Source organism: Hymenobacter piscis, from assembly GCF_018760735.1.
In the GTDB taxonomy this organism is placed as follows: domain Bacteria; phylum Bacteroidota; class Bacteroidia; order Cytophagales; family Hymenobacteraceae; genus Hymenobacter; species Hymenobacter piscis.
Genome location: NZ_JAHHZN010000017.1, coordinates 35,806 through 56,393, shown reverse-complemented (window position 1 = coordinate 56,393; position 20,588 = coordinate 35,806). Strand labels below are relative to the sequence as shown.

21 protein-coding genes and 1 pseudogene are annotated in these 20,588 nt (G+C 62.6%); 8 read left to right on the top strand and 14 right to left on the bottom strand.

Features of this window, described 5'->3' with window-relative positions; translation table 11 throughout:
- Positions 1 to 105 precede the first annotated feature (105 nt).
- Positions 106 to 450 (top strand): hypothetical protein, encoded by a 345-nt coding sequence (locus KLP40_RS16010; RefSeq protein ID WP_215594850.1) that lies wholly within the window; start codon positions 106 to 108, stop codon positions 448 to 450.
- A gap of 3 nt (positions 451 to 453) precedes the next feature.
- On the opposite strand, the gene KLP40_RS16005 is transcribed toward KLP40_RS16010, so the two are convergent.
- Positions 454 to 876 carry an acyl-CoA thioesterase gene (locus KLP40_RS16005; RefSeq protein WP_215594849.1) on the bottom strand — a complete coding sequence of 141 codons (423 nt, stop codon included), beginning with the start codon at positions 874 to 876 and terminating at the stop codon, positions 454 to 456.
- Between the two features lie 231 nt (positions 877 to 1,107).
- Here KLP40_RS16005 and KLP40_RS16000 point away from each other — a divergent pair, with 231 nt between their 5' ends.
- Together KLP40_RS16000 and KLP40_RS15995 are read left to right on the top strand one after the other, a co-directional pair.
- Complete coding sequence (locus KLP40_RS16000; RefSeq protein WP_019947277.1) at positions 1,108 to 1,299, top strand: cold-shock protein; 192 nt, start codon at positions 1,108 to 1,110, stop codon at positions 1,297 to 1,299.
- Between the two features lie 414 nt (positions 1,300 to 1,713).
- The gene (locus KLP40_RS15995) at positions 1,714 to 3,636 is read left to right on the top strand and encodes a DEAD/DEAH box helicase (RefSeq protein ID WP_215594848.1); all 1,923 of its coding nucleotides are present in this window, start codon (positions 1,714 to 1,716) and stop codon (positions 3,634 to 3,636) included.
- A gap of 348 nt (positions 3,637 to 3,984) precedes the next feature.
- Here KLP40_RS15995 and KLP40_RS15990 read toward each other — a convergent pair whose 3' ends face one another.
- From KLP40_RS15990 to KLP40_RS15980, 3 genes are all read right to left on the bottom strand, one after another.
- Positions 3,985 to 4,434 carry a PA2169 family four-helix-bundle protein gene (locus KLP40_RS15990; RefSeq protein WP_215594847.1) on the bottom strand — a complete coding sequence of 150 codons (450 nt, stop codon included), beginning with the start codon at positions 4,432 to 4,434 and terminating at the stop codon, positions 3,985 to 3,987.
- Between the two features lie 99 nt (positions 4,435 to 4,533).
- A complete protein-coding gene (locus KLP40_RS15985) occupies positions 4,534 to 5,784 on the bottom strand; it encodes a BaiN/RdsA family NAD(P)/FAD-dependent oxidoreductase (RefSeq protein WP_317196783.1) in 1,251 nt (416 codons plus the stop codon).
- A 31-nt stretch (positions 5,785 to 5,815) separates the two neighbouring features.
- A complete protein-coding gene (locus tag KLP40_RS15980; RefSeq protein ID WP_215594846.1) occupies positions 5,816 to 6,661 on the bottom strand; it encodes an NAD(P)H-binding protein in 846 nt (281 codons plus the stop codon).
- Positions 6,662 to 6,762: 101 nt separating this feature from the next.
- Between KLP40_RS15980 and KLP40_RS15975 the strand changes: the two genes are divergently transcribed.
- Positions 6,763 to 7,134 carry a hypothetical protein gene (locus KLP40_RS15975; RefSeq protein ID WP_215594845.1) on the top strand — a complete coding sequence of 124 codons (372 nt, stop codon included), beginning with the start codon at positions 6,763 to 6,765 and terminating at the stop codon, positions 7,132 to 7,134.
- A 41-nt stretch (positions 7,135 to 7,175) separates the two neighbouring features.
- Positions 7,176 to 8,057, top strand: a complete 882-nt coding sequence (locus tag KLP40_RS15970) for an SDR family oxidoreductase (RefSeq protein ID WP_215594844.1) — start codon at positions 7,176 to 7,178, stop codon at positions 8,055 to 8,057.
- A gap of 102 nt (positions 8,058 to 8,159) precedes the next feature.
- On the opposite strand, the gene KLP40_RS15965 is transcribed toward KLP40_RS15970, so the two are convergent.
- Both KLP40_RS15965 and KLP40_RS15960 read right to left on the bottom strand, forming a co-directional pair.
- A complete protein-coding gene (locus KLP40_RS15965) occupies positions 8,160 to 9,008 on the bottom strand; it encodes a DUF1571 domain-containing protein (protein WP_215594843.1) in 849 nt (282 codons plus the stop codon).
- A gap of 140 nt (positions 9,009 to 9,148) precedes the next feature.
- Positions 9,149 to 9,448, bottom strand: coding sequence for a hypothetical protein (locus tag KLP40_RS15960; protein ID WP_215594842.1), 300 nt, complete (start codon positions 9,446 to 9,448; stop codon positions 9,149 to 9,151).
- Positions 9,449 to 9,549: 101 nt separating this feature from the next.
- On the opposite strand from KLP40_RS15960, the gene KLP40_RS15955 reads away from it, so the two are divergent.
- A complete protein-coding gene (locus tag KLP40_RS15955) occupies positions 9,550 to 10,308 on the top strand; it encodes a glycosyltransferase family 2 protein (protein ID WP_215594841.1) in 759 nt (252 codons plus the stop codon).
- Between the two features lie 56 nt (positions 10,309 to 10,364).
- Here KLP40_RS15955 and KLP40_RS15950 read toward each other — a convergent pair whose 3' ends face one another.
- The 4 genes and pseudogenes from KLP40_RS15950 to KLP40_RS21665 all read right to left on the bottom strand — a co-directional run.
- Positions 10,365 to 11,642 carry a metal-dependent hydrolase family protein gene (locus KLP40_RS15950; RefSeq protein ID WP_215594840.1) on the bottom strand — a complete coding sequence of 426 codons (1,278 nt, stop codon included), beginning with the start codon at positions 11,640 to 11,642 and terminating at the stop codon, positions 10,365 to 10,367.
- A 36-nt stretch (positions 11,643 to 11,678) separates the two neighbouring features.
- Positions 11,679 to 12,284: a hypothetical protein gene (locus tag KLP40_RS15945; protein WP_215594839.1), complete on the bottom strand. Its 606-nt coding sequence runs from the start codon at positions 12,282 to 12,284 to the stop codon at positions 11,679 to 11,681.
- Positions 12,285 to 12,443: 159 nt separating this feature from the next.
- The gene (locus KLP40_RS15940) at positions 12,444 to 14,684 is read right to left on the bottom strand and encodes a S46 family peptidase (protein WP_215594838.1); all 2,241 of its coding nucleotides are present in this window, start codon (positions 14,682 to 14,684) and stop codon (positions 12,444 to 12,446) included.
- A 376-nt stretch (positions 14,685 to 15,060) separates the two neighbouring features.
- Positions 15,061 to 15,159, bottom strand: a pseudogene (locus KLP40_RS21665) (YkvA family protein); the annotation flags it as partial.
- Between the two features lie 479 nt (positions 15,160 to 15,638).
- Here KLP40_RS21665 and KLP40_RS15930 point away from each other — a divergent pair.
- Both KLP40_RS15930 and KLP40_RS15925 read left to right on the top strand, forming a co-directional pair.
- A complete protein-coding gene (locus tag KLP40_RS15930) occupies positions 15,639 to 16,184 on the top strand; it encodes a DinB family protein (RefSeq protein WP_215594836.1) in 546 nt (181 codons plus the stop codon).
- A 242-nt stretch (positions 16,185 to 16,426) separates the two neighbouring features.
- A complete protein-coding gene (locus tag KLP40_RS15925) occupies positions 16,427 to 16,825 on the top strand; it encodes a VOC family protein (RefSeq protein ID WP_215594835.1) in 399 nt (132 codons plus the stop codon).
- Here the strand turns inward: KLP40_RS15925 and KLP40_RS15920 are convergent.
- The 4 genes from KLP40_RS15920 to KLP40_RS15905 form a co-directional block, all read right to left on the bottom strand.
- Positions 16,813 to 17,439: an AlbA family DNA-binding domain-containing protein gene (locus tag KLP40_RS15920; RefSeq protein ID WP_215594834.1), complete on the bottom strand. Its 627-nt coding sequence runs from the start codon at positions 17,437 to 17,439 to the stop codon at positions 16,813 to 16,815. The genes KLP40_RS15925 and KLP40_RS15920 overlap by 13 nt on opposite strands.
- A gap of 163 nt (positions 17,440 to 17,602) precedes the next feature.
- Complete coding sequence (locus KLP40_RS15915; RefSeq protein ID WP_215594833.1) at positions 17,603 to 18,478, bottom strand: SDR family oxidoreductase; 876 nt, start codon at positions 18,476 to 18,478, stop codon at positions 17,603 to 17,605.
- Between the two features lie 102 nt (positions 18,479 to 18,580).
- Positions 18,581 to 19,927 carry a leucine-rich repeat-containing protein kinase family protein gene (locus KLP40_RS15910; protein ID WP_215594832.1) on the bottom strand — a complete coding sequence of 449 codons (1,347 nt, stop codon included), beginning with the start codon at positions 19,925 to 19,927 and terminating at the stop codon, positions 18,581 to 18,583.
- A gap of 181 nt (positions 19,928 to 20,108) precedes the next feature.
- The gene (locus tag KLP40_RS15905; protein WP_215594831.1) at positions 20,109 to 20,528 is read right to left on the bottom strand and encodes a DUF3127 domain-containing protein; all 420 of its coding nucleotides are present in this window, start codon (positions 20,526 to 20,528) and stop codon (positions 20,109 to 20,111) included.
- Between the last annotated feature and the right edge of the window lie 60 nt (positions 20,529 to 20,588).

The window sequence follows — 20,588 nt, the reverse complement described above, 5'->3', positions numbered from 1 at the left end:
TGGAAGAATAAGAGCTATCCATGGTTTACCCAATAGTAGGGTAAAAAGGAAGATACACTTAGCTTGTATGCTAGTAAGCTAGAGGACAAAAATTGCCAATCAATTATGACAAAAGCGAAGTCTTGGGAAACGATTGAGAGTCATTACGCAAAGGGCGTAAGCTCTGGGAGAAAGGTTGAGCCGCTGTTGAAAGTTGTACAGTTGATAAGCGCATCTTCACTTTCTACAAGGCTCCACGCGTTTACTTCCTTGGATAGATTAATCGTCAGCATTTATCCTGACATCATACCGGATAGCGAGGCGCTGCACATAACATTCGATCATTATGGGCAGCGATGGGAGTTTAAATACTTTGCCAAACCCCATCAAGAGCCAGAATTTGTGCGGTATTACCCTGCTGAAGCCGTGGTAGAGAAATTCGAACAATTCATTCGAATGATTCGCTGGTAATCTTTATTCCACCGTTCCCCACAGCCGCTCCACCATTTCCGGTGTCATGCGCACCGGGCGCTTGGTCTGCGGGTCCAGCAGCACCCACTGCGTCTCGGCTTCGCAGAGCAGCTTCCCATCCTCGGCCCGCTCGATGCGTACGAACCGCTGGCTTTGGGCCCCGCGCACCTCGCCAATCCAGGTGGTGCAGCGCAGCTCCTCGCCCAGCAGGGCCGGGTGGCGGTACTGGATGCGGTGCTCCCGCACCACCCAGATAAAGGCGTGGCCGGCGGCGGGCGGGTAGGCGGCGTGCCAGTGCGCGGCGGCCGTGTCCTGCACCCAGCGCACGTACTGCACGTTGTTGGCGTGGTCGAGCTCGTCGATGTCCTGGGGCTGCACCGTGAGCAGGTGCTGGAAGCGGAAGGCGGGAGTAGCGGGCAGTTCCATAGCGGCCAAAGGTAGGGTCGCCGCTGCGGATGCGGCCGAGGGGGCGTTGGCTACACTAAAAAAAACGGCTCATCGTTGCCCCAGCCTTCCATATCTAAAATATACCTGTATCTTTGGACCAAGTTAAGAAAAAGCGGTTTCGTCGCCCGGTTGAGTCCTTTCGTAAAGTCAGGAGTAATCAAGCCCTAGGCTGCCTTTCTTAAGGAATCATCCATCATCATCAGAGTACCCATGCAGACAGGAACTGTAAAATTCTTCAACGAAACCAAAGGTTTTGGTTTCATCAAAGTGGACGAAACCGGCGAGGACGTGTTCGTACACGTAACCGAGTGCATCGACGAAATCCGCGACCAGGACAAAGTTGAATTCGAAATTGCTCAGGGCCGCAAAGGTCCGAATGCTGTTAAAGTGAAACTGGCTTAGTTGTAAGCCCGCTTCCTTTGCAGGATAGCACACTGAAAAAGCAGGTTCCCCCGGGGAACCTGCTTTTTTTGCGTTCAGGGAAAGTAGAGTAGTCGAATTGCTATTCCGCCGAAGGAGGAATCTGGCTGGCGAAGTTGAATAATGTTACGTTGGCTCATTCCTGCCGGATTCCTCCTTCAGCAGAATGACATTTGTGCTATTCTCGCTTTTCTAAATAAGAAACCGTATCTTTGCACCCGCATTTGAGAACGGCCACGTTCCGCGCAGCTTGTGAGCTGCCTTAAAGAAACTTGTTGGGCCGGCTTTGTCTTCCGTCCGTTGCTTCCGTCACTTGTCGTTGTGTTGAGTGGGAGAGAAGAGCGTCGCTGAATCCGCTGTTTTCAGAGCTATTCACTCCACTCCATCCACACTGACATGGAAAACGAAACCGTTAAGACCAAGTTCAGCGAGCTGACCCTCTCTGAAGAAATGCAGCGTGCCATCACCGAAGTTGGCTACGAAGAAGCATCCCCCATCCAGGCCGCCGGTATTCCGGTCCTGCTCCAGGGCCGCGACGTAATCGGCCAGGCCCAGACCGGCACCGGCAAAACCGCCGCCTTCTCCATCCCCGCCATTGAGCGCATCGACACCGACTCGCGTGAGGTGCAGTGCCTCGTGCTCTGCCCCACCCGCGAGCTGGCGGTGCAGGTTTCGGGAGAAATCCAGAAACTGGGCAAATACAAGCGTGGCCTGGCCGTGGTGCCGATCTACGGTGGCTCCTCCTACGACCGTCAGTTCCGCGCGCTGGAGCGTGGCGTGCAGATCGTAATTGGTACGCCCGGCCGCGTAATGGACCACATCGAGCGGGGCACCCTCAAGCTGGAAAGCTGCAAGATGATCATCCTCGATGAGGCCGACGAAATGCTTGACATGGGCTTCCGCGACGACATCGAGACGGTGCTCAAGAAAATGCCCGAAGACCGCCAGACGGTATTCTTCTCGGCTACCATGAGCAAGCCGATCATGGAGATGACTAAGCGCTACCAGAAGGATCCGCAGATCGTGAAGGTAAACCATCAGGAAATGACGGTTACCAACATCGAGCAGAGCTACTTCGAGGTGCGCGGTCCGCAGAAAAAAGACGTGCTGACCCGTCTCATCGACATGTACAACATCAAGTCGGGCATCGTCTTCGCTAACACGAAGCGCATGGTGGACGAGATTGTGGGCGACCTGCAAGCCAAAGGCTACTTCGCCGAAGGCCTGCACGGCGACATGGGCCAGCAGCAGCGCCAGAACACGCTCGATAAATTCCGCAAAGGCACCCTCGAAATCCTGGTAGCCACCGACGTAGCCGCCCGCGGCATCGACGTGGACAACGTGGAAGTAGTAGTGAACTACGACCTGCCCGCCGACGAGGAGTACTACGTGCACCGCATCGGCCGCACCGGCCGCGCCGGCAAGCAGGGCAAGGCCTTCACCTTCGTGAGCGGCCGCGACATCTACAAGCTGCGCGATATCATGCGCTTCACCAAAGCCACCATCAAGCAGGAGCGCGTGCCCAGCTTCGAAGATGTGTCGGAGGTGAAAACCACGCTCATGCTCGCTTCCATCAAGGAAGTGGTGGAGAAAGGCAACCTGGAAAAATACGTGGGCCGCGTGCAGCGCCTCATTGACCAGAGCGCCGACGAGAACATCACCTCCCTCGACATTGCGGCGGCCCTGCTCAAGATGACGATGAAGGAAGACAAGCGCGCCCAGGAAAGCCTCGACGCCAGCCGTACCCAGGGTGCCGCCCGCGCCGGCTTCACCCGCCTATTCGTCACGATGGGCAAGAAGGACCGGCTGCACCCCCGCGACATCGTGGACCTGATTGCCGAGAACACCAGCCTCACGGCCAGCAAAGTCGGTGATATTGCCCTCTACGACAAGTTCAGCTTCGTGGAAGTACCCAACGAGTTTGTGGAAGAGGTGGTGAGCCAGCTCGGCCGCAGCTCCATCCAGGGCCGTCCGGTGGCCTTCAATATTGCTACGCCCCGCCAGGAAGGCGACGCCCAGCAGGAAGGTGGCAACCGCGGCGGCTTCGGCGGCGAGCGTCCGCGTCGGGGCCCGGGTGGGTTCGGCGGTGGCGAGCGGCGCGAAGGCGGCGGCAGCTACGGCGGCAACCGCGGCGGCTCCTATGGTGACCGTCGCGAAGGTGGCAGCTACGGCGGCAACCGCGGTGGCGGCTCCTACGGGGGCAACCGCGGCGGCGGCAGCTACGGCGGTAACCGCGACGGGGGCTCCTACGGCGGCAACCGCGGCGGCAGCAGCAGCTACGGCGGCGGCTACAAAGGCAAGCGCCGCGACGACGAATAAATCACGGATTGACGCTGATTAATCGTGATTCCACTGATTTCTGTTCAGTAAATCGTAATAAAAAAGCTGCTTCTCCGGAAGCAGCTTTTTTTGTTGGGCTTTGTATAGACTCCACGATGTAGCTCGAACTACCAAGTTCGAGCTACGGTATGCCGACCTGAAGATTGCGCCAAATCGTATTAGCCAGCCACGAACCTGCCATCAGATTTATCCGCCGCCAAGCTATCCAATCAGATGGCAAAACGCTTTAAACAGAAAGACCCCGCTTCAATGAAGCGGGGTCTTTCTGTTTGTGTGATGACGTTAAAAAATCAGTGAAATCACGATTAATCAGCGTCAAGCAGTGATTTACTTCTTGGCGGCGTCGCGCAGGTCACGAATTTCGTCGTGGCCTTTCTTGATGCCGGCGGCCTGCTTCTCGATAACGGCTTTGAGGTCAGCAGGAATATCCTGGATTTTCTGCGCTTTCTCGTAAGCGGCTTTGGCGTAATCCTCACCACGCTCACACTCGGCCAGAATGCTGTAGCGGTCCTTGCCGGTAATCAGCCCTTTCAGGTTGATGAAGGCGCGGTGAATGGTGCCAGTGATGGACGACTCTTCCTCGGGGTGGAGGTTGAGCTTGTGCATCTGGTCTTCGAGTTCAGTGATATAAGAAGAGCGCTGAGCAGCGTATTTTTTGAACGTCTCTTTCAGGTCGGCGTCCTCTACGTCGGTCATGGCTTCGGCGTAGCCTTTCTGGCCGTCTTTGAGGGTTTCAAGAAGTTCGTTGAGGCCGGCTTGCATTGCTTTAGCTTCCATAAGGAAAGGGAATGTAGGTTGGGTGTTAGTGGAAAGGTATTGTGCCTCTCTTTACTGCTAACCTCCCGTTGGGGTTGCCGGAAGCCATGATTTTGCAACTTACTCCGCCCGGCTCAGGGCCCGGCCGGCCAGGTAGCCGGTCGTCCAGGCGGCCTGAAAGTTGAAGCCCCCGGTGATGCCGTCGATGTCGAGCACCTCGCCGGCGAAGTGCAGGCCCGGCACGAGGCGGCTTTCCATCGTCTGCATATTGATTTCGCCCAGCGTAATGCCCCCGCAGGTCACGAATTCGTCCTTGTAGGTAGTCTTGCCGCGCATGGGCAGGGCCGTGCGCAACAGGGCCTCAATCAGACGGTTCTGGAGTTTGGCGGGCAGCTCATTCCAGCGGGTTTCGGCCCCGATGCCGGCCTGCTCGGAGAGAGTGCGCCAGAGCCGCTGGGGCAGCCCGAACAGCGGGTTGCTGCCGACGGTTTTGCGGCCGTGGGGGCCGCGGTGCTCCTGCAGCTGCTGGCGCAGGGTATCCTCCGTGAAATCGGGCAGCCAGTTGATGAGGGTGGTGCTCTGGTAGGCCAGTTCGTGGAGGCGGCGGGCGCCCCAGGCCGAGAGCTTGAGCACGGCCGGCCCGCTCACGCCCCAGTGCGTAACCAGCACGGGCCCCTCGTATTCGAGCTTTTCACCGGCCACCTTCACCCGGGCCCGGGCCACGCTCACGCCCGGTAGCTCGCGCAGGGGCGAATCGGGGACGTTGAAGGTGAACAAGCTGGGCACGGGCTCCTGCACGGCGTGGCCCAGCTGCCGGAGCCAGTCGTACTGCCCTGATTTGGGCGCGCCGCCCGTGGCCACCAGCACCCGGGCCACCTTCAGCTCCGGCGCAGCTACGCGGGGGCCGCTAAGCACCAGCTGAAACCCACCGCCGGCCAGGGGCTCAATGTGCTCGGCTGTGGTCTGGAGCAGGATTTCCACCCCGGCCCGGCGGGCGGCCTCGAGCAGGCACTGGGCAATGGTTTCCGACGAATCGGTGGTGGGAAACATGCGGCCGTCGGGCTCCGTTTTGAGTTGCACGCCCCGGCTCTCAAACCAGCGGACCGTATCGGGGGCGCCGAATTGCTTGAACGGTTCCTTGAGCTGGCGGGCGCCACGGGGGTAGTGTTGCACAAGCTGGGCGGCGGTGTCGGCGGCGTGGGTTACGTTGCAGCGCCCGCCGCCCGAAAGGCGCACCTTACTCAGCAGCTTGCCGGTTTTTTCCAGCAGCAGCACCCGTAGATTGGGGTTGGCTTCGGCGCAGGCAATGGCCCCGAAAAAGCCCGCCGCCCCGCCGCCCAGCACGGCTACAATAGTTCTTTCTTCCTTCACAGGAGCAAAGATAACCTACACCAACTCGTGGTCAGCAGAAGTTGAGGGCGGCCACCACGTCGTCGTGGCGGAACTGGTAGCGGGTCAGGTCGCGGATGAGGGTGGAGTCGATTTGCTTGCCGCCGCTGGTGCCCTCGGCGAAGGTGGGCGGCTGCAGGCTCAGGTGAGTAGCGGCGGCGGTGTAGAAGGTGCGGCGGCTGGGGTGGCTGTTGGCGCTGGCATTGAGCGTGTGGCCCCAGAGCCCCAGTTCCAGAATCCGCACCAGCAGCCCCACGCAGTCGTGCAGATGAATCAGGTTGACGGGCGCTTCGCCGTGGGCCACGCCGCTGCGGCCGGCCAGGAAGCGCCCCGGCGGCCGGCCCGGTCCCATCAGCCCCGACAGGCGCACCACGGTGTGGGCGGAACCCTGAAACAGGGCCTCGGCGCGCAGCAGGGGCGCGTTGGCGTCGAGACTGGCGCGGGCGTCGGTTTCCTGCATGAGGCGGGCCTCGTCGGGGTAGACGCCGGTGGAGCTCACCAGCAGCACGTGGGCCACGCCGGCGGTGGCGGCAGCTTCGGCCACCAGGCTCAGCAGGGCCGGGTAGGCTTCCGGGGAGCCGGCCCCGCGGGTGGGCGGCACGTTCAGAATCAGGGTTTCCACGCCCTGAAGCAGGGCCTGGAGGGTATCGGAATCGGTGGCGGTGGGGGTAGGGGCCAGGCGCAGCAGAAAGGGGCGGATGCCGGCGTCGCGCAGGGTCAGCAGTTGGCCGGGCGTGGTGGTGGAGCCGTGGACCGGGTAGCCGGCCGCTACCAGGGCGCGGGCCAGGGGCAGGCCCAGCCAGCCGCAGCCCAGCACGGCCACCGGGCGAAGAACAGCAGAAGGAGCGGGTTGAATCATGCGGGGTAAAGGTGGCAAAAAAACTTTCCCGGGCAAGCACGCCGCCAAGGAATCCGTAAACTGTTACCTTGCGTCCCAACAAGTATGCAAGCATACTATCTATGCCCGCCCCGTACCGCCTGTATCCTGACTTCCCCCGCGACTTCGAGGCCCGCGTGCGGATACTGCGGCCCGAGGAGAGCGGGCGGCAACGGCCCCCCTACAACGGTATCCGCTGGGATTTTAGCTATGCTCCGGTTACCTCCGGGGTGCTTCACATGATGCTGTACCCCGACTTCTTCGACCCGATTACCGGCGACTCGTGGCGGGAAATGCCTTTGCCGGTGGATAAATGGCTGCCCGCGCGGGTCAGCGTCGTTTCGGAGCAGATGCGGGTCGGGACGAGTCTTTACTACTGCGAGGGCAGCCGGATAGTGGCCGAGGGTACCGTTACCCGCATAATCGGTTTATTTGAGTCCTGGCCGCAGGCCTGATTTTCGACCTTTACTTTTCCCACTTCACCTTTCTTTCGCTTATGTCCTCTGCGCATCCCTACGCCCAACCCATGCTCCGCGACAACGCCCTGCAGGGAAAAACCATCGTCGTGACGGGCGGCGGCACCGGCCTCGGCCGGGCCATGACCACGTACTTTCTCCAGCTCGGGGCCAACGTGGTCATCAGTTCCCGCAAGCTGGAAGTGCTTGAAAAAACGGCCGCCGAGCTGCGCGAGCAAACCGGCAACGCCAACGTGCTGGCCGTGCAGTGCGACGTGCGCAAGTACGACGAAGTAGAATCCCTGCTCGAGAAAACCATCAGCACCTACGGGGGCGTGGATGTACTGCTCAATAATGCGGCCGGCAACTTCATCAGCCCCACCGAGCGCCTCAGCCACAAGGCTTTCGACGTGATTGTGGACATCGTGCTCAAAGGCTCCTACAACTGCACCCTGGCTTTCGGCAAGCGCTGGATTGCCGATAAAAAGCCCGGTACCATCCTGAGCATTGTCACGACTTACGCTTCCGTGGGCTCGGCCTTCGTGGTGCCCTCGGCGGCCGCCAAAGCCGGTGTGCTAGCCATGACCCGCTCCCTGGCCGTGGAATGGGCCAAGTACGGTATCCGCTCCAACGCCATTGCCCCCGGCCCGTTCCCGACGGAAGGCGCCTGGAGTCGCCTCTTCCCCGAGCCCCTGGCCTCCAAGCTCGACCCGGCCGCCAACGTGCCCCTCAAGCGGGTGGGCAACCACCAGGAGCTGGCCAACCTGGCCGCCTACATGGTGTCGGATTTCTCGGCCTACATGAACGGCGAAGTGGTGACCCTCGACGGGGGCGAATGGCTCAACGGCGCCGGCGAGTTCAACAAGCTCGAGCTGCTGACCTCCGAAATGTGGGACCAGATCGAGAAAACCATGCGCCGCTAAATCACAGATGATGCAGATAACGGGATGCCGCAGATTCGTTCACCTTCACCATTTAGCAAGCTGAACGAATCTGCGGCATCCCACTATCTGCATCATCTGTGATTAAAGTTTGTACCCCTTGAAATCCTTGGTGAACTCCTGGGCGGGGATGGGCTGGTTGGCCACTACGTCGTGGAATTCGAACTTCTCGAACAGGCCCTTGTCGTCGTGGACCTGCACGACCAGGGGCAGGAAGAGCTTCTGATCCACGCAGAGCAGGATGCGGCGGCCGTAAGCGTTGGGTACCTGCAGGGTTTTGCCGGCCGGTACTATGGCGCCTACACTCAGGTTGTTGCGCTCCAGAATGCGGTATTCGCCGCAGCCGAATTTGTCAGCAATGGTTTTGGTGCTTTCCGCCTTGGTGGGCTTGTAGCTCACGTATCGGAACTGCGGGTACACGGAGCGCAGCACGTAGGCCGGGCGGCCCTGCACGGTGGTATCGGCGGTGTAGCGGAAGGTTTTTTCGAAGCCCGGATTCAGGCGCTGGCCCGAGCCGTCGAGCATTTCGGCAATGGTACCGTAGCCGGCTTCCAGGGCGCTGTGGTGGATGCTTTTACGCATCAGGGAGCCGTTCGGGTCCAGGCTCAGCGTCACGTACGGAAAGCTGTTGGGGTACACCCAGGCGTCGCCGTTGTTCTGGCCCGTCACGTAGAGCACCTCAATGCCCTTGTCGTTGCGCAGATACACTTTGTAGGGGTTGAAGCTCATCTTCATGGCCGTGCGGTTCTGCTGGTAGGCGGCGCCGATGCGCTCCTGGGCCCGCACGTTGCAGCGCAGCGTTTTGAGGTTCTCGATGGCGCTGCTCAGGCGGCTGACGAGGACATCGGTGGTGATTTTAGGCTCGGCGGGAATGGTAGCGGTGCTGCCCAGGCCCAGCAGCAAAACGGGCGCCAGGCGGTAAGAACGAAGCATACGTAACAGATTCAGAGGAAAGTAAGGAGGTAAGTCGGCCCGTTAACACAAACCGCGCCGGAAGGAGGGAGGAAGAAGCTGTTGAATGGCTTTGCGGCTCTGCTCAGGATGAAAATTACCCCACCCACCCAACAGTCCACTCAATTCAGGCTGATGGGCGGAAACCGGCTGGCTTTGCTGTCGAAGACGAAAAGCTCGTCAATTTCCACGGCTTGCAGAAAGCGGAAAAGGGGAAACTGCTCCACCACAGCCTGCACAGCGGGGGCATCCTGGCCATTCATCGTGACCCAACCCCGGCTCCGGTCGGCGCTGATGGCGTAGGCCTCAATCACGTTTTGCTCGATCAGGCGGCTGATAAAGGCGCGGTGCCGGGGAATGAGGGCAATAAATTCTTCGTCGAAGAAATCGGGCAGGCGCAGGGTGACAACGAATTTGGGCATGAGCGCGAAAGGCTAGTTTCTGCTAACGCCCGGCCGCCGTCGAAAGTTGACTTGTAGCTCTTCGCGGCAACTTTTTTTGGCTTTTAACAGAATACCCGCCCATGCACTTTACCGTCATCACCCCCACGCACAACCGCCTGGCCTACCTGCCCGAGGCCGTGCAGAGCGTCCGCGCCACCGTTACGGCTCCGCTGGATTTCTCCTTCGAGCACCTGATTTGTGAAAATGCCTGCTCCGACGGCACCGCCGCGTGGCTGCCCGAGGCGGCCGCCCAGCCCGGAGCGCCCCTGCGCTTCCGCCGCCAGTCCGAGCTGCTGCGGGCCGGGCCAGCCCGCAACGTGCTCATCCGCGAAGAAGCCCCCGCCGACGCCTGGCTGGTGCCCCTCGACGACGACGACCTGCTGCTCCAGCGCACCCTGTTCCACTACGCCAGCCAGATCCACCAACACCCCGGCCGCCCCTGGCTGGTGGCCGATTTCCTGCGCGTGGACCAGGACCGCCGCTACCTGCCCGCCGACGATTACTACGCCTGGCAGTTCGACTCGCCCCAGGACATGCTGCGGGCTATTTTTCGGGCCGAGCACTTCATTCAGGGCAACGTCTGCTACAGCCGCGCCCTGTTCGAGGAAGTCAACGGCTACGACGAGCAAATCGAAATGGCCGAGGACCTCGACCTCTACGTGCGCTTCCTGCTGGCCGGGCACCTGCCCGTCATCTGCCCCCACATCAGCCACCTGCACCGCTTCCACAGCAGCAACGTCAGCATCGGCGTCGATGCCGGCAAGCACGCCCAGGACCTGCGCGTCATCTACGATAAGTACGCCGCGCAACTGGGGGAATGGGGGATTGAACGGCCGTAGTAACGACTATCCGTGAAATAGAACGGTCATTTTGAGCGGAGCGAAGAATGACCGTTCTAGTTTTCGACCACCACCCCGCCCTTCACCACCAGCTTCACCTGCCGCAGGGCGCTAATGTTCTGGGTGGGGTCGCCGGAGACGGCGACCAAGTCGGCGAGGAGGCCGGGTTTGAGCTGGCCGCGGTCGGGGAGCTGGAAGAGGCGGGCGTTGGTGCTGGTGAGGCCACGCAGGGCCTGCAGGCTCGTGAAGCCATATTCGCGCACCAGCAGCTCAGCCTCGCGCAGGTTGTCGCCGTGCGCGAACACGCCCACGTCGCCGCCGATGGCCAGCTCCACGCCGCTTTGGAGGGCGGCTTTCAGGCTGAGGCGTTTCTGCTGGATGCGGTCGGGCTCGGGGCTAGTGCCTTTTTGCCAGCCGCGGTACCCGGCAATGGCGTCGCCGGCGGCTACAGTGGGGCAGAGGGCCACGCCGCGCTGCTTCATGAGCCTGAATACTTCCAGCGTGCCGCCGTCGCCGTGCTCGATGGTTTGTACGCCGGCCAGGGTGGCGCGGCGCATACCTTCGGGGGTGCTGGCGTGGGCCACCACGGGGCGGCCGGCGTTGCGGGCGGTCTGCACTAGCAGGTTCAGCTCGTCCTGCGAGAAGGTGGGCCGGCTGGGCTCGTTGGGACCCCAGCGGTAGTCGGCGTACACCTTGATGATGTCGGCGCCCTTGCCGATTTGTTCCCGCACGGCCCGGATGAGGCCGTCCACGCCGTCGGCTTCCTGGGCGCCCTGGGGCACGTCTACGTCGGCGGAGAGCTTGGGGCCGTAGGAGCCGGTGGCGACCAGGGCCCGGGTGGCCACCAGCAGGCGCGGGCCCGGAATCAGACCCTGCTCAATGGCCTGTTTGAGGCCCACATCGGCGTAACCGGCGCCTTCCGAGCCCAGGTCGCGGGCGGTAGTGAAGCCGGCGGCCAGCGTGGCGCGGGCGTGGGCGGTGGCGCGCGCCACCCGCAGTGCTTCGGATTCGAGCAGCACCTGATCGTTCCAGGGCGTTTCGTTGTAGGGGTGGAGCAGCAGGTGGCTGTGGCCCTCAATCAGGCCGGGCAGTAGCGTGAGGCCCGGCAGCTCCAGGGTGCGGGCCCCGGCCGGCGCGCTCAGTTGGGCCGCCGGCCCCACGGCCTTGATTTTGTCGCCCTCCGTGAGCACGGCCCAGCCGGGGTGCAGGGTTTCACCATCGAAGACGGCGGCGGGCCGCAGCAGCAGGGCCGCGGGCGCGGGAGAAGCGGCGGGCAACTGGGCCAGGGCCGGGCCGGCCGCCAGCAGGAAAGCGAGGAGGAGAATGGAGCGCAAGGACGGGGCGTGAAGCGGGTGGAGCGAAGCCTAAAGCTACGGCTGCTTCCGCAAATCGTACGACAGGCCCACCTGCGCATCCCAAACACACAAGCGCCGGTTTTTGAACCGGTAATCGGCGTCTTCTACCGGTAGGCTGGCAAGAAGTAGGCGGGGATGGAAAACGGCCTCCAGATTAAATCGGCTGCCGCCTAACTGCCGATAGGTGAGCGACGACCACAGCCCGAATCCCGCTTTGGCTTCTGTACTCCGCTGCCGGGCCCCCACCAAATAAAGGCCCGCGCTGGGGCCGGCCAGCACTTCCAGCCGGGGCGCGAGCTGCAGCCGGCCGGCCACAAAGCCTTGCAGGGAGTAGAGCGAGTTGTGGTACTCCGTAATGACGCGGGGAAGGCTGGCCGGATCAAACGGATCATCACTCGGAATGATATCCTGGTAGTTCTGGCGGTGGCGGGCTACCGTCAGGCCCACGCCCGCCGCTACGTGGCGGCCCAGCGGCAGCACGGCATGCAGGCCCCCGGAAGCCGCGCCGGTGAAGGACGTTTCGCCCACCCGGGTATAACCGCCCGTGAGCAGCACTTTCTGACTGAAAGCCGGAGTAGCTGCGAGAAAAAGCAGGAGCGGGATAAGTAGGAATCGAGTCATAGTTGGGGAAATCAATAAAAGAAAAGCGGCCGGCTACAAACAGAGTAGCCGGCCGCTTCATAGGTTGCAAGGAAGTAGCGAACCAGCAATCGGGTTTCCGCATAAACGGAAACCCGATTGCCGGTGTATGCCCCGGGATTTAGCCCCGGTCCTGAGGTGCTACGCTTTCTTGCGCTTCACTTTCACCTTCTTCACTTTCTTATCCGGAGCCGAATCGGCGGACCCGGGGCCGCCCACGAGGGTCATTTCCTTCACGAGGTGGCCGGCGCCAGCGTATTTGTCTACCACGAAGAGCATGTAGCGCACATCGAGGGTGATGTTGCGCACGCGGTCGGGGTCGAACATGATGTCGGACATGGTGCCTTCCCAGTTGCGGTCGAAGTTGGTGCCGATGAGCTCCCCGCGGCCGTTGATGACGGGCGAGCCGGAGTTGCCGCCGGTGGTGTGGTTGGTGGCAATAAAGGCCACCGGCACGGAGCCTTTGTAGGCGTAGGGGCCGTAGTCCTTGTTCTGGTACAATTCCGCGAGGCGGGCCGGAACTTCAAACTCGGGGTTGGTGGGGTCGGCCTTCTCCATGATGCCGTCGAGGGTGGTATAAAAATCGTAGTGTACGCCGTCGGCGGGCTCGTAGCCGGCTACCTGCCCGTAGGCCAGGCGCAGGGTGGAGTTGGCATCGGGGTAGAACTTGCGCTCCGGCTGTTGCAGGCGCAGGCCCGCCACGTAGGTGCGCTGGAGCAGGGCAATCTGGTCGGTAGCGGCGGAGTAGGTGGGCAGGATGGCCGCGCGGTAGTTGCCCACAATGGTCGTGGCGAGCTGCACGGCGGGGTCTTGGCGCAGGGCGTCGGGTTTGCCGTTGGCTACCTCATCGAGCACGGCCAGGGCGCTGGCCTGTTCCGTGAGGCGCGACTTATTGAACAACTGGGTCGTGTAGGCGTCCCAGCCGGTGGCGGCGTACTGCTTGCTGAGCGTCTTTACATAGGCGGGCAGCAGGGCCGCCGGGGTGCCGGTGGCGTAGAGGGGCAGCAGCTGGGCGGCCACCTTCTGGTCGGTGGGGGCGTTGTAGTTGCGGAAGAAGCCGGCGGAGCCCTTTTTGGCTTTTTCCACGGCGGCAGCCAGCTCGGCGGCGGGCACTTTCTGGTCCACCAGGTCCAGCAGGGGCAACAGGCTGTTGGCGTAGCTGACCAGCTCCACGCCCAGGGCCGCCTCGCTCACGTAGTCGCGGGCCAGGGTGTAGTCGCGGGCAGTGGCGTAATGGCGTTGCAGGTCGGGCAGGAGGGTGGCGAAGGCGGCCCGGCGGGCGGCGTCGCCCGATTCGGCCCAGCGCTGGAATTCAACTTCCTGCTGCTGTTTCACGCCTACGGCGTCGAGCTTTTTGAGGCCCCGGTTCTCGCCAATCCACTTTTTCCAGTAGTTGGCAATGCTGGCGTACTTGGCCGCGTACTGAATCCGGACTTTATCAGAAGCCTTCATATCGGCATCGAGCACCTTGAGCTTGGCGTCGCGAACGGCAATTTTGGCCGGGTTCGAGACGGCGTAGGTTTCCTCGACGCCCCAGCTGGTGAGGTACTCGTTGGTGCGGCCGGGAAAGCCGAACACCATGGTAAAGTCGCCGGGCTGCACGCCGGCCAGGGAAATGGGCAGGTGGTGGCGGGGCTTGAAGGGCTTGTTGTCGGGCGAGTAGGGGGCGGGCTTGTTGTCGGGGCCGGCGTAGATGCGGAAGATGCTGAAGTCGCCGGTGTGGCGGGGCCAGGCCCAGTTGTCGGTGTCGCCCCCAAATTTGCCGATGCTACTCGGCGGCGCGCCCACCAGGCGGATGTCCTGGAAAACTTCCGTCACGAACAGGTAGTACTCATTGCCGTTGAACATGGGCCGCACGAACGCCTGGTAGCCGGTGCCCTGCACGGCGGCCTGGGCCACGCGCTGGGAATTCTGCTGCACCAGCTTCTCGCGCTCGGCCTCCACAATGCCCGTGGTGGGCACGCCGGCCAGCACCTGGCTGCTCACGTCCTCCATGCGCACGATGAAGGTGGCCGTCAGACCGGGGTTGGGCAGCTCCTGGCTGCGGTCCATGGCCCAGTAACCCTTGGTGAGATAGTCCTTCTCCACCGAGGAATGGCTCTGAATCTGGCTGTAGCCACAGTGGTGGTTGGTGAGCAGCAGGCCCTGGTCGGAGATGATTTCGCCGGTGCAGCCGCCGCCAAACTGCACGATGGCGTCTTTGAGGCTGCCCTGGTTGATGGAATAAATCTGCTCGGCCGTGAGCTTGAGGCCTTTTTTCTGCATGTCGGCCTCGTTGAGCTGCTTGAGCAGCAGCGGCAGCCACATGCCTTCATCGGCGCGGGCCGAAAGGGTGATAAGGAAAGTAAGGGCCAGCAGCGCCAGCCGGGTACGAAGGAGCATAGAAACGAAAAAGGGTGGACGAATCAAGACGCTAAAATACGCTTTTGGCTGCTTGGATGATGTTCTTTCGAGGCACATACGCTTCCCACAGAGGTTCGTAGCGCCGACAAAAAAACGCCCACCCGGCAACCGGGTGGGCGTTAATCAAGCCTGATAGCCGTCAGAACGAATCTGCGTTATTGGCGGCTTTGTCGGCACCATCTGTGATCTAGGAATGCCCGATTTCGGCCACGGCGGGCAGGTTTTCGGCCTTGGTGTAGGACTCGGACGGCTGCTGGGCGGCGGCCGGAATGTCGTTGGTTTCCTCGGCGGCGTGGGTTTGCTCCCACTCGCGGAAGCGCAGGATTTCGCCTTGGAACTTCTCGATAAACCAGCTGATCAGGGCCAGATCATCCAGGAAGCCTACTACCGGAATAAAATCGGGGACCAGATCAACCGGCGAGAGGGTGTAGAGCAGCACGCCCAGCGCCGACACGATGGTGCCGGTGTCAATCTGCCGGTACTCGCCGCTGACGTAGTTGCGCACCAGCCGCACCAGGGTGCGGCCCACGTCGAATACCTGCTTGAATTTGTTGTCGCCGCTGTCCTTGCTGGCCAGCTTGTTGGCTACTTCGTTGAGCACCATCACCACCTTGAAAGGGCGGCCCAGCAGCTTGCCGGCGCGGTTGAGGAACACGCTGAACAGCGCGTTTTTGGAAATCGAAAGACCTTTTTCGACGAGAGAGGACATAGGGGAATAGTTGAGGTTGTGGGGGCGTGTACGCGTGCCCCGCACCCGACGTTGCAGTGGCCGCCTCAGAAAAGCCAGGCCCGGGCGTAGGCCGGCACTTCGCGCAGCAGCGCCTAAGCGTCGCGCGGTTTTGCCGATGACGAAGGCATCATGCTATGCCCTCCGGCCTCATACTTCCCGCGGTACTTCTCCGAAGTTATCCGGATTCCGCTACTTTCGTGGCCATGAGCCCCTTCCTCACCCCGCCCGCCGCCACCGAGTACGGCCCATATTACTACACCTACGTGAAGCTGATTGCCGGTGACCCGCTGGAGGCCCTGCGGCGGCAGCCCCGGGAGCTGCGCCAGCTGCTGGCCGGCCTCACCGAGGAGCAGGGCACGTTCCGCTACGCCCCGGGCAAGTGGAGCATCAAGGAAAACCTAGTGCACATGCTGGATACGGAGCGCATCTTCGCTTACCGCGCCCTGCGCATCAGCCGCGGCGACACCACTCCGCTGCCCGGCTTCGAGCAGGACGACTACGTGCCCGCCTCCGGCGCCGATTCCCGGCCGCTGGCCGCTATTCTGGCCGAATACGACGCCGTGCGGGCCGCCACGCTGAGTTTGTTTGAGTCGTTTACCCCGGCGGCCATCAGCCGGCAGGGCACGGCCAGCGGGCAGCCGGTGAGCGTGCGGGCTCTGGCCTACATTCTGCCCGGCCACGAAGCCCACCACCTCAACCTGCTGCGCGAGCGGTATTTGCCGGGCCTGCCAGAAGCGGGACTGCAATAATCGCAACCGATTCACAACACCGCCTCCGGGGCGTGCGTTATATACGCCTCATCCACTCTCAACCCACACCCCATCATGGCCAAAGCCCAGGAGCCCCGCAAAGAGAAGAAGAAAGAGCCCGCCAAAACCACCAAGGAAAAAAAGGCCGCCAAAGAGGAGAAAAAAGCCCTCAAGGCCCGCCAACAAGACTAACAACAAGAGGCCCGTCTACCCGACGGGTCTCTTTTTTGCATTTCATTCCTATGTCTCAGCGTATCGCACTCATTACCCTCGTGGTGGCGGATTACGACGAGGCCATCCGGTTTTACACCAATAAGCTGGGCTTTCGGCTCGTGGAAGACACGCCCCTGAGCCCCGAAAAGCGGTGGGTACGGGTAGCCCCGCCCGGTGCCGGCGGGGCCGAGTTGCTGCTGGCCCGGGCCGCCACGCCCGCCCAGCAGGCCGCCATCGGCAACCAGACCGGCGGCCGCGTGGCCCTGTTCCTCTACACCAACGACCTGGCCCGCGACCATGCCCGCCTGCTGGCCCACGGGGTGCGCATTGTGCGGCCACCCCGGACGGAGCCCTACGGCCAGGTGCTGGTTTTTGCCGATCTGTACGGTACCCTCTGGGACTTGCTCCAGCCCGCTCAGAGCGTGTAATACACCTCTTTCTGCTTGTCGTGGTGCTTGATGTAGCCGTGCAGGGTGAGCTTGATGAGGGTGCGGTGGGCCCGGCGCTGGCCGATGTTGAGCAGCTTCATGTACTGGGCCAACGTGATGCGCGGGTGCTGGCGCAGATACTCCAGCACGGCCAGCTCCTCCCGGTTGAGTGGAATCTGCTCGAACTGGCTCTGGGGTTCCTGGCGCTCCAGCACTTTTTCGGTGAGCTGGCTGGTTTGTACGCTTTGGTCGCGCACGCGCACGTAGGAGCGCCAGTCGCCGTCGGCAATCTGGGCGCGGTGGGGTTTCTGGCTGCTTTCAGCTACCAGTACCAGCAGTACCACCCGGCCCTCGCCGGCTTCGATTTCCCGGTAAGTGAACTCCAGGGGCGGGTCGATATAGTGCCGGGCGGCCTCGCGGAGCTGGTAGAGCTCCTCCTCCACGTCGCGCACGCCCGTTATCCGGCCGTTATCGTCCACGCCCACCAACACCCGCCCGCCGTGGGTATTGGCCAGCGACGACAACGTGCGGGCCATGCGCGTGGGGTGGGTGGTGCGCTGCTTGAATTCCAGCCGCTCCCCCTCGCCCTGCCGAATCAGCTCCAGTAAATCCATCGGGAATAAAGTAAGCGGATGAAACAGATGACAGGTCGAAACAAGAACATCCTTCCGAGCGGAGCCGAGGAATCCCGCGGGCTGGTATTGGATTACCATTACAACGTCAGCACGCGGGATTCCTCCGCTCCGCTCGGAATGACGTTCTGCATTTTTGCCTGGCCTACTCCACGCCGGTTTCTTCGGCTGAAATACGCCAGAGGCGGTTAGCCTCGGTGGCGCTGCTGGCGCGCTCCGAGCAGCGGGCTACTTTGCGGCCGGCGAAATACTGCCCGCTCACCCGGGCCGTTTCCGGGGCCGTGGCGAGGTACAGCGTGGTCTGAGCACCCTTCTCGGGCGACACCATCAGGGGGCGGGCCGTCCACCAGAGGGCCTTCATGACCTGGGAGGTATCGGCGCGCATGAGGCTGGTATCCACCATGCCCGGGTGCAGGCAGTTGGCCGTGATGTTGGTCAGGTCGAGGCGGTGGGCCAGCTCCTTAGTGAACAGAATGTTGGCCAGCTTGGAGTCGGCGTAGGCCGTGAGCCAGCTGTACTTGTCGGGCGAGTTGCGGGCTTCGCGGTCGGGCTCAATCTCGCCCACCCAGTGCGCCACCGACGATACCGTGACCACCCGGGCCTGCTCAGCAGCGTCGAGCAACGGCAGCAACTGGTTGGTGAGGGCGTAGGGCGCCAGGTGGTTGGTGGCCCAGCTCAACTCGTGGCCTTCCTCGGTGAGGGTGAAGCGCCCGGGCATAATACCCGCGTTGTTGATCAGAATATCGAGCTGGCTGAATTCCTGCTGCATCTGCTCGGCCAGGGTGCGCACGTTGCGCAGCAACGACAGGTCGAAGCACTTGACATGCACGTGGGCCTCGGGGCCGGCCGCCTGCTGAATGGCCGCCTGGGCCCGGGCGGCCTTTTCCGGGTCGCGGCCCACCAGTACCACCCGCGCCCCGCCCCGGGCCAGCTCCTGGGCCGTAACCAGCCCGATGCCGCTGGTGGCTCCGGTAACCAAGGCAGTTTTGCCCGCCAGCGGCAGGGAGGAAGCAGAAACCATACGGGACGGGGGTAGCGTGAAGTCAGATGACGGGTAAAAAGGGCCGGAGCCGGCAAGAAGCGGGCCAGTAGCGGTAAAACGTAAAAACAAGCCCCGCGGGTTTCACCCCGCCGAAACCGCCGCCAGCTCCCGGAGGCGGCAGCTGACCTCGGCCAGCGTGGGCCGGGCGGCCACCGTAGGTTGCTGACAGCGGGCCTGCAGTTGCCGCAGTTCTTCCTGCAGTCCGGCTGCCGGCTCTTCCTGCGGCGGGCAGCGGTCCAGCAGTTCTTCCAGCAGGTTGCCGAAGGCCCGGGTTTCCAAGCGGGGCAGAAGCTGGGCGGCCACGTCGTCGGAATCGGGCAGGAATCCGGCCGCCCCGAAATCACCCAGCAGGCTTTCCCCGGCTGGCGTGGTGAGGATGTTGTGGCCGTACAGGTCGCCGTGCAGAATGCCCCGGGCGTGCAGGTGGGCCACCGCCGCCGCAATGCCCCCGGCTAGGCGCAGCAAAACCGGCAGCTCGAAGGTGGCGGCGGGCGCGTACACGTCGCGGGTGCAGGTGGCAAAGCTGGGCGGCCCGGCCAGGGTGGTAAAGGCGGGGTCGATGAGCTCGAGCACCAGACCCTCGCGGCCGGTGGGGTGGTCGGGGAGGGTGCCGCGCACGGCTATCAGGTGGGGGTGGGCGCCGGCGCTCCGGCAGGCTACCATTTCAGAGTGGGGCAGCCCGTCGCTGGTGACGGCCCCTTTGAACAGCTTCACGGCCACTGGCTCGGGCGCAACTCCGGCGGCGCGCTGCCACTCTCCCCGGTAAATAATGCCCGAAGCGCCTTCGCCCAGTACCGGCCCGGTGCTCAGGTGGCGCCAGGCAATGGCGGGCTGGTCGGCGCGGGCCAGGGCGGCGGCTTCGGCAGCGGTGGCCAGCGGGTTGCCGGCGAAGGCCAGCCAGCTTAGCCGGGGCATGGTCAGCAGCCACTCGGGCAGGGTGGTCAGTTGGTTGGCGGCCAGGCGCAGCAGCTCCAGGTGGGTGCAGCGGGCCAGCTCCGGGGGCAGCTCCCGTAGGCGGTTGCCGGCCAGCATCAGCTTCTGCAGCTGCCCGCAGTTCCCGATTTCCGGCGGCAGGGCGGCCAGCTCATTATCGGTGAGGATGAGCCAGCGCAGGCGGGGCGGCAGGGCGGCCCCGGGCAGCTCCCGGATGTGGTTGGCCTTGAAGCCCACCATTTCCAGGTTCGGGCACTGGCCCAGCACGGCGGGTACCTGGGTAAACTCATTATCGGAGCCGAAGAAAATCCGCAGGCGGTGTAGGCGGGGCAGGTCGGCGGGCAGCTCGCGCAGGGCATTGCCCGAGAGGTTGAGGATTTCGAGCGTGTCGGAGAGCTCGAAAATTTCCCGTGGAAATTCGGTCAGCCCTTCGGCCAGGTCCAGGCGGGTGGCCCCGGCCAGGGCGCCGGCGCGTAGTTGGGCAAGCGTGTGCATAGCAGTAGGCAAAGTAGAGGCCGGCTTCTGAAGGGAAACCGGGGCGGCACAAAAAAGCCGCTGCCGGAAACGGCAGCGGCTTTTTTTAGGAGGTAGGAGCGAGTAGGAAAGGAGCTAGGAGGTCGGGCAATTTCCCCGTTCAGCTCCTGACTTCTAACTCCTGTCTCCTGGCTTCTTCCAATTAGAACGGCAGGTCGTTGTCGTCGTCCGAGGCAATGGGAGCGGCCGAGGCGCGCAGGTTCGGGTTCTGGTTTTGGGCCGGAGCCGCCGCGCGGGGAGCGGCCTGCTGGTAGCTGCCACCCTGGGGAGCGGCGGCACCACCACCGGAATTCTCGATGCGCCAGGCTTCGAGGTTGGTGAAGTACAGCATCTGGCCGTTCTTGTTAAAGCCGCGGCCACGCAGGTTAAACGACACCTTCACTTCGTCGCCCACTTTGAACGGGTCGATGAGGGCGGTCTTGTCCTGCACCATCTGGAACTTGATATGCTCGGGGTACTGGCCGTCTACGACCTCCAGCACGAATTCGCGCTTGCGGAATTTTTCGCTCACCTGCTGTTCGTCGAAAATTTCGTGCAGGCGGCCGGTAGCTTCGTAAGCCATAAGGTTGATATGTTTGGGAAGTTGGAAACTGTTAACCAAACCTACGAAAAAAAACGCGGT

Excerpts from the sequence above, each read along its gene's own strand:
- KLP40_RS15930 (WP_215594836.1), top strand. The coding sequence starts at position 15,639 with ATGAGCCCCTTCCTCACCCCGCCCGCCGCCACCGAGTACGGCCCATAT.
- KLP40_RS16010 (WP_215594850.1), top strand. The coding sequence starts at position 106 with ATGACAAAAGCGAAGTCTTGGGAAACGATTGAGAGTCATTACGCAAAG.
- KLP40_RS15980 (WP_215594846.1), bottom strand. The coding sequence starts at position 6,661 with ATGATTCAACCCGCTCCTTCTGCTGTTCTTCGCCCGGTGGCCGTGCTG.
- KLP40_RS15995 (WP_215594848.1), top strand. The coding sequence starts at position 1,714 with ATGGAAAACGAAACCGTTAAGACCAAGTTCAGCGAGCTGACCCTCTCT.
- KLP40_RS15975 (WP_215594845.1), top strand. The coding sequence starts at position 6,763 with ATGCCCGCCCCGTACCGCCTGTATCCTGACTTCCCCCGCGACTTCGAG.
- KLP40_RS15905 (WP_215594831.1), bottom strand. The coding sequence starts at position 20,528 with ATGGCTTACGAAGCTACCGGCCGCCTGCACGAAATTTTCGACGAACAG.
- KLP40_RS15960 (WP_215594842.1), bottom strand. The coding sequence starts at position 9,448 with ATGCCCAAATTCGTTGTCACCCTGCGCCTGCCCGATTTCTTCGACGAA.
- KLP40_RS15955 (WP_215594841.1), top strand. The coding sequence starts at position 9,550 with ATGCACTTTACCGTCATCACCCCCACGCACAACCGCCTGGCCTACCTG.
- KLP40_RS15910 (WP_215594832.1), bottom strand. The coding sequence starts at position 19,927 with ATGCACACGCTTGCCCAACTACGCGCCGGCGCCCTGGCCGGGGCCACC.
- KLP40_RS16005 (WP_215594849.1), bottom strand. The coding sequence starts at position 876 with ATGGAACTGCCCGCTACTCCCGCCTTCCGCTTCCAGCACCTGCTCACG.
- KLP40_RS15990 (WP_215594847.1), bottom strand. The coding sequence starts at position 4,434 with ATGGAAGCTAAAGCAATGCAAGCCGGCCTCAACGAACTTCTTGAAACC.
- KLP40_RS15925 (WP_215594835.1), top strand. The coding sequence starts at position 16,427 with ATGTCTCAGCGTATCGCACTCATTACCCTCGTGGTGGCGGATTACGAC.
- KLP40_RS15965 (WP_215594843.1), bottom strand. The coding sequence starts at position 9,008 with ATGCTTCGTTCTTACCGCCTGGCGCCCGTTTTGCTGCTGGGCCTGGGC.
- KLP40_RS16000 (WP_019947277.1), top strand. The coding sequence starts at position 1,108 with ATGCAGACAGGAACTGTAAAATTCTTCAACGAAACCAAAGGTTTTGGT.
- KLP40_RS15920 (WP_215594834.1), bottom strand. The coding sequence starts at position 17,439 with ATGGATTTACTGGAGCTGATTCGGCAGGGCGAGGGGGAGCGGCTGGAA.
- KLP40_RS15940 (WP_215594838.1), bottom strand. The coding sequence starts at position 14,684 with ATGCTCCTTCGTACCCGGCTGGCGCTGCTGGCCCTTACTTTCCTTATC.
- KLP40_RS15915 (WP_215594833.1), bottom strand. The coding sequence starts at position 18,478 with ATGGTTTCTGCTTCCTCCCTGCCGCTGGCGGGCAAAACTGCCTTGGTT.
- KLP40_RS15945 (WP_215594839.1), bottom strand. The coding sequence starts at position 12,284 with ATGACTCGATTCCTACTTATCCCGCTCCTGCTTTTTCTCGCAGCTACT.
- KLP40_RS15970 (WP_215594844.1), top strand. The coding sequence starts at position 7,176 with ATGTCCTCTGCGCATCCCTACGCCCAACCCATGCTCCGCGACAACGCC.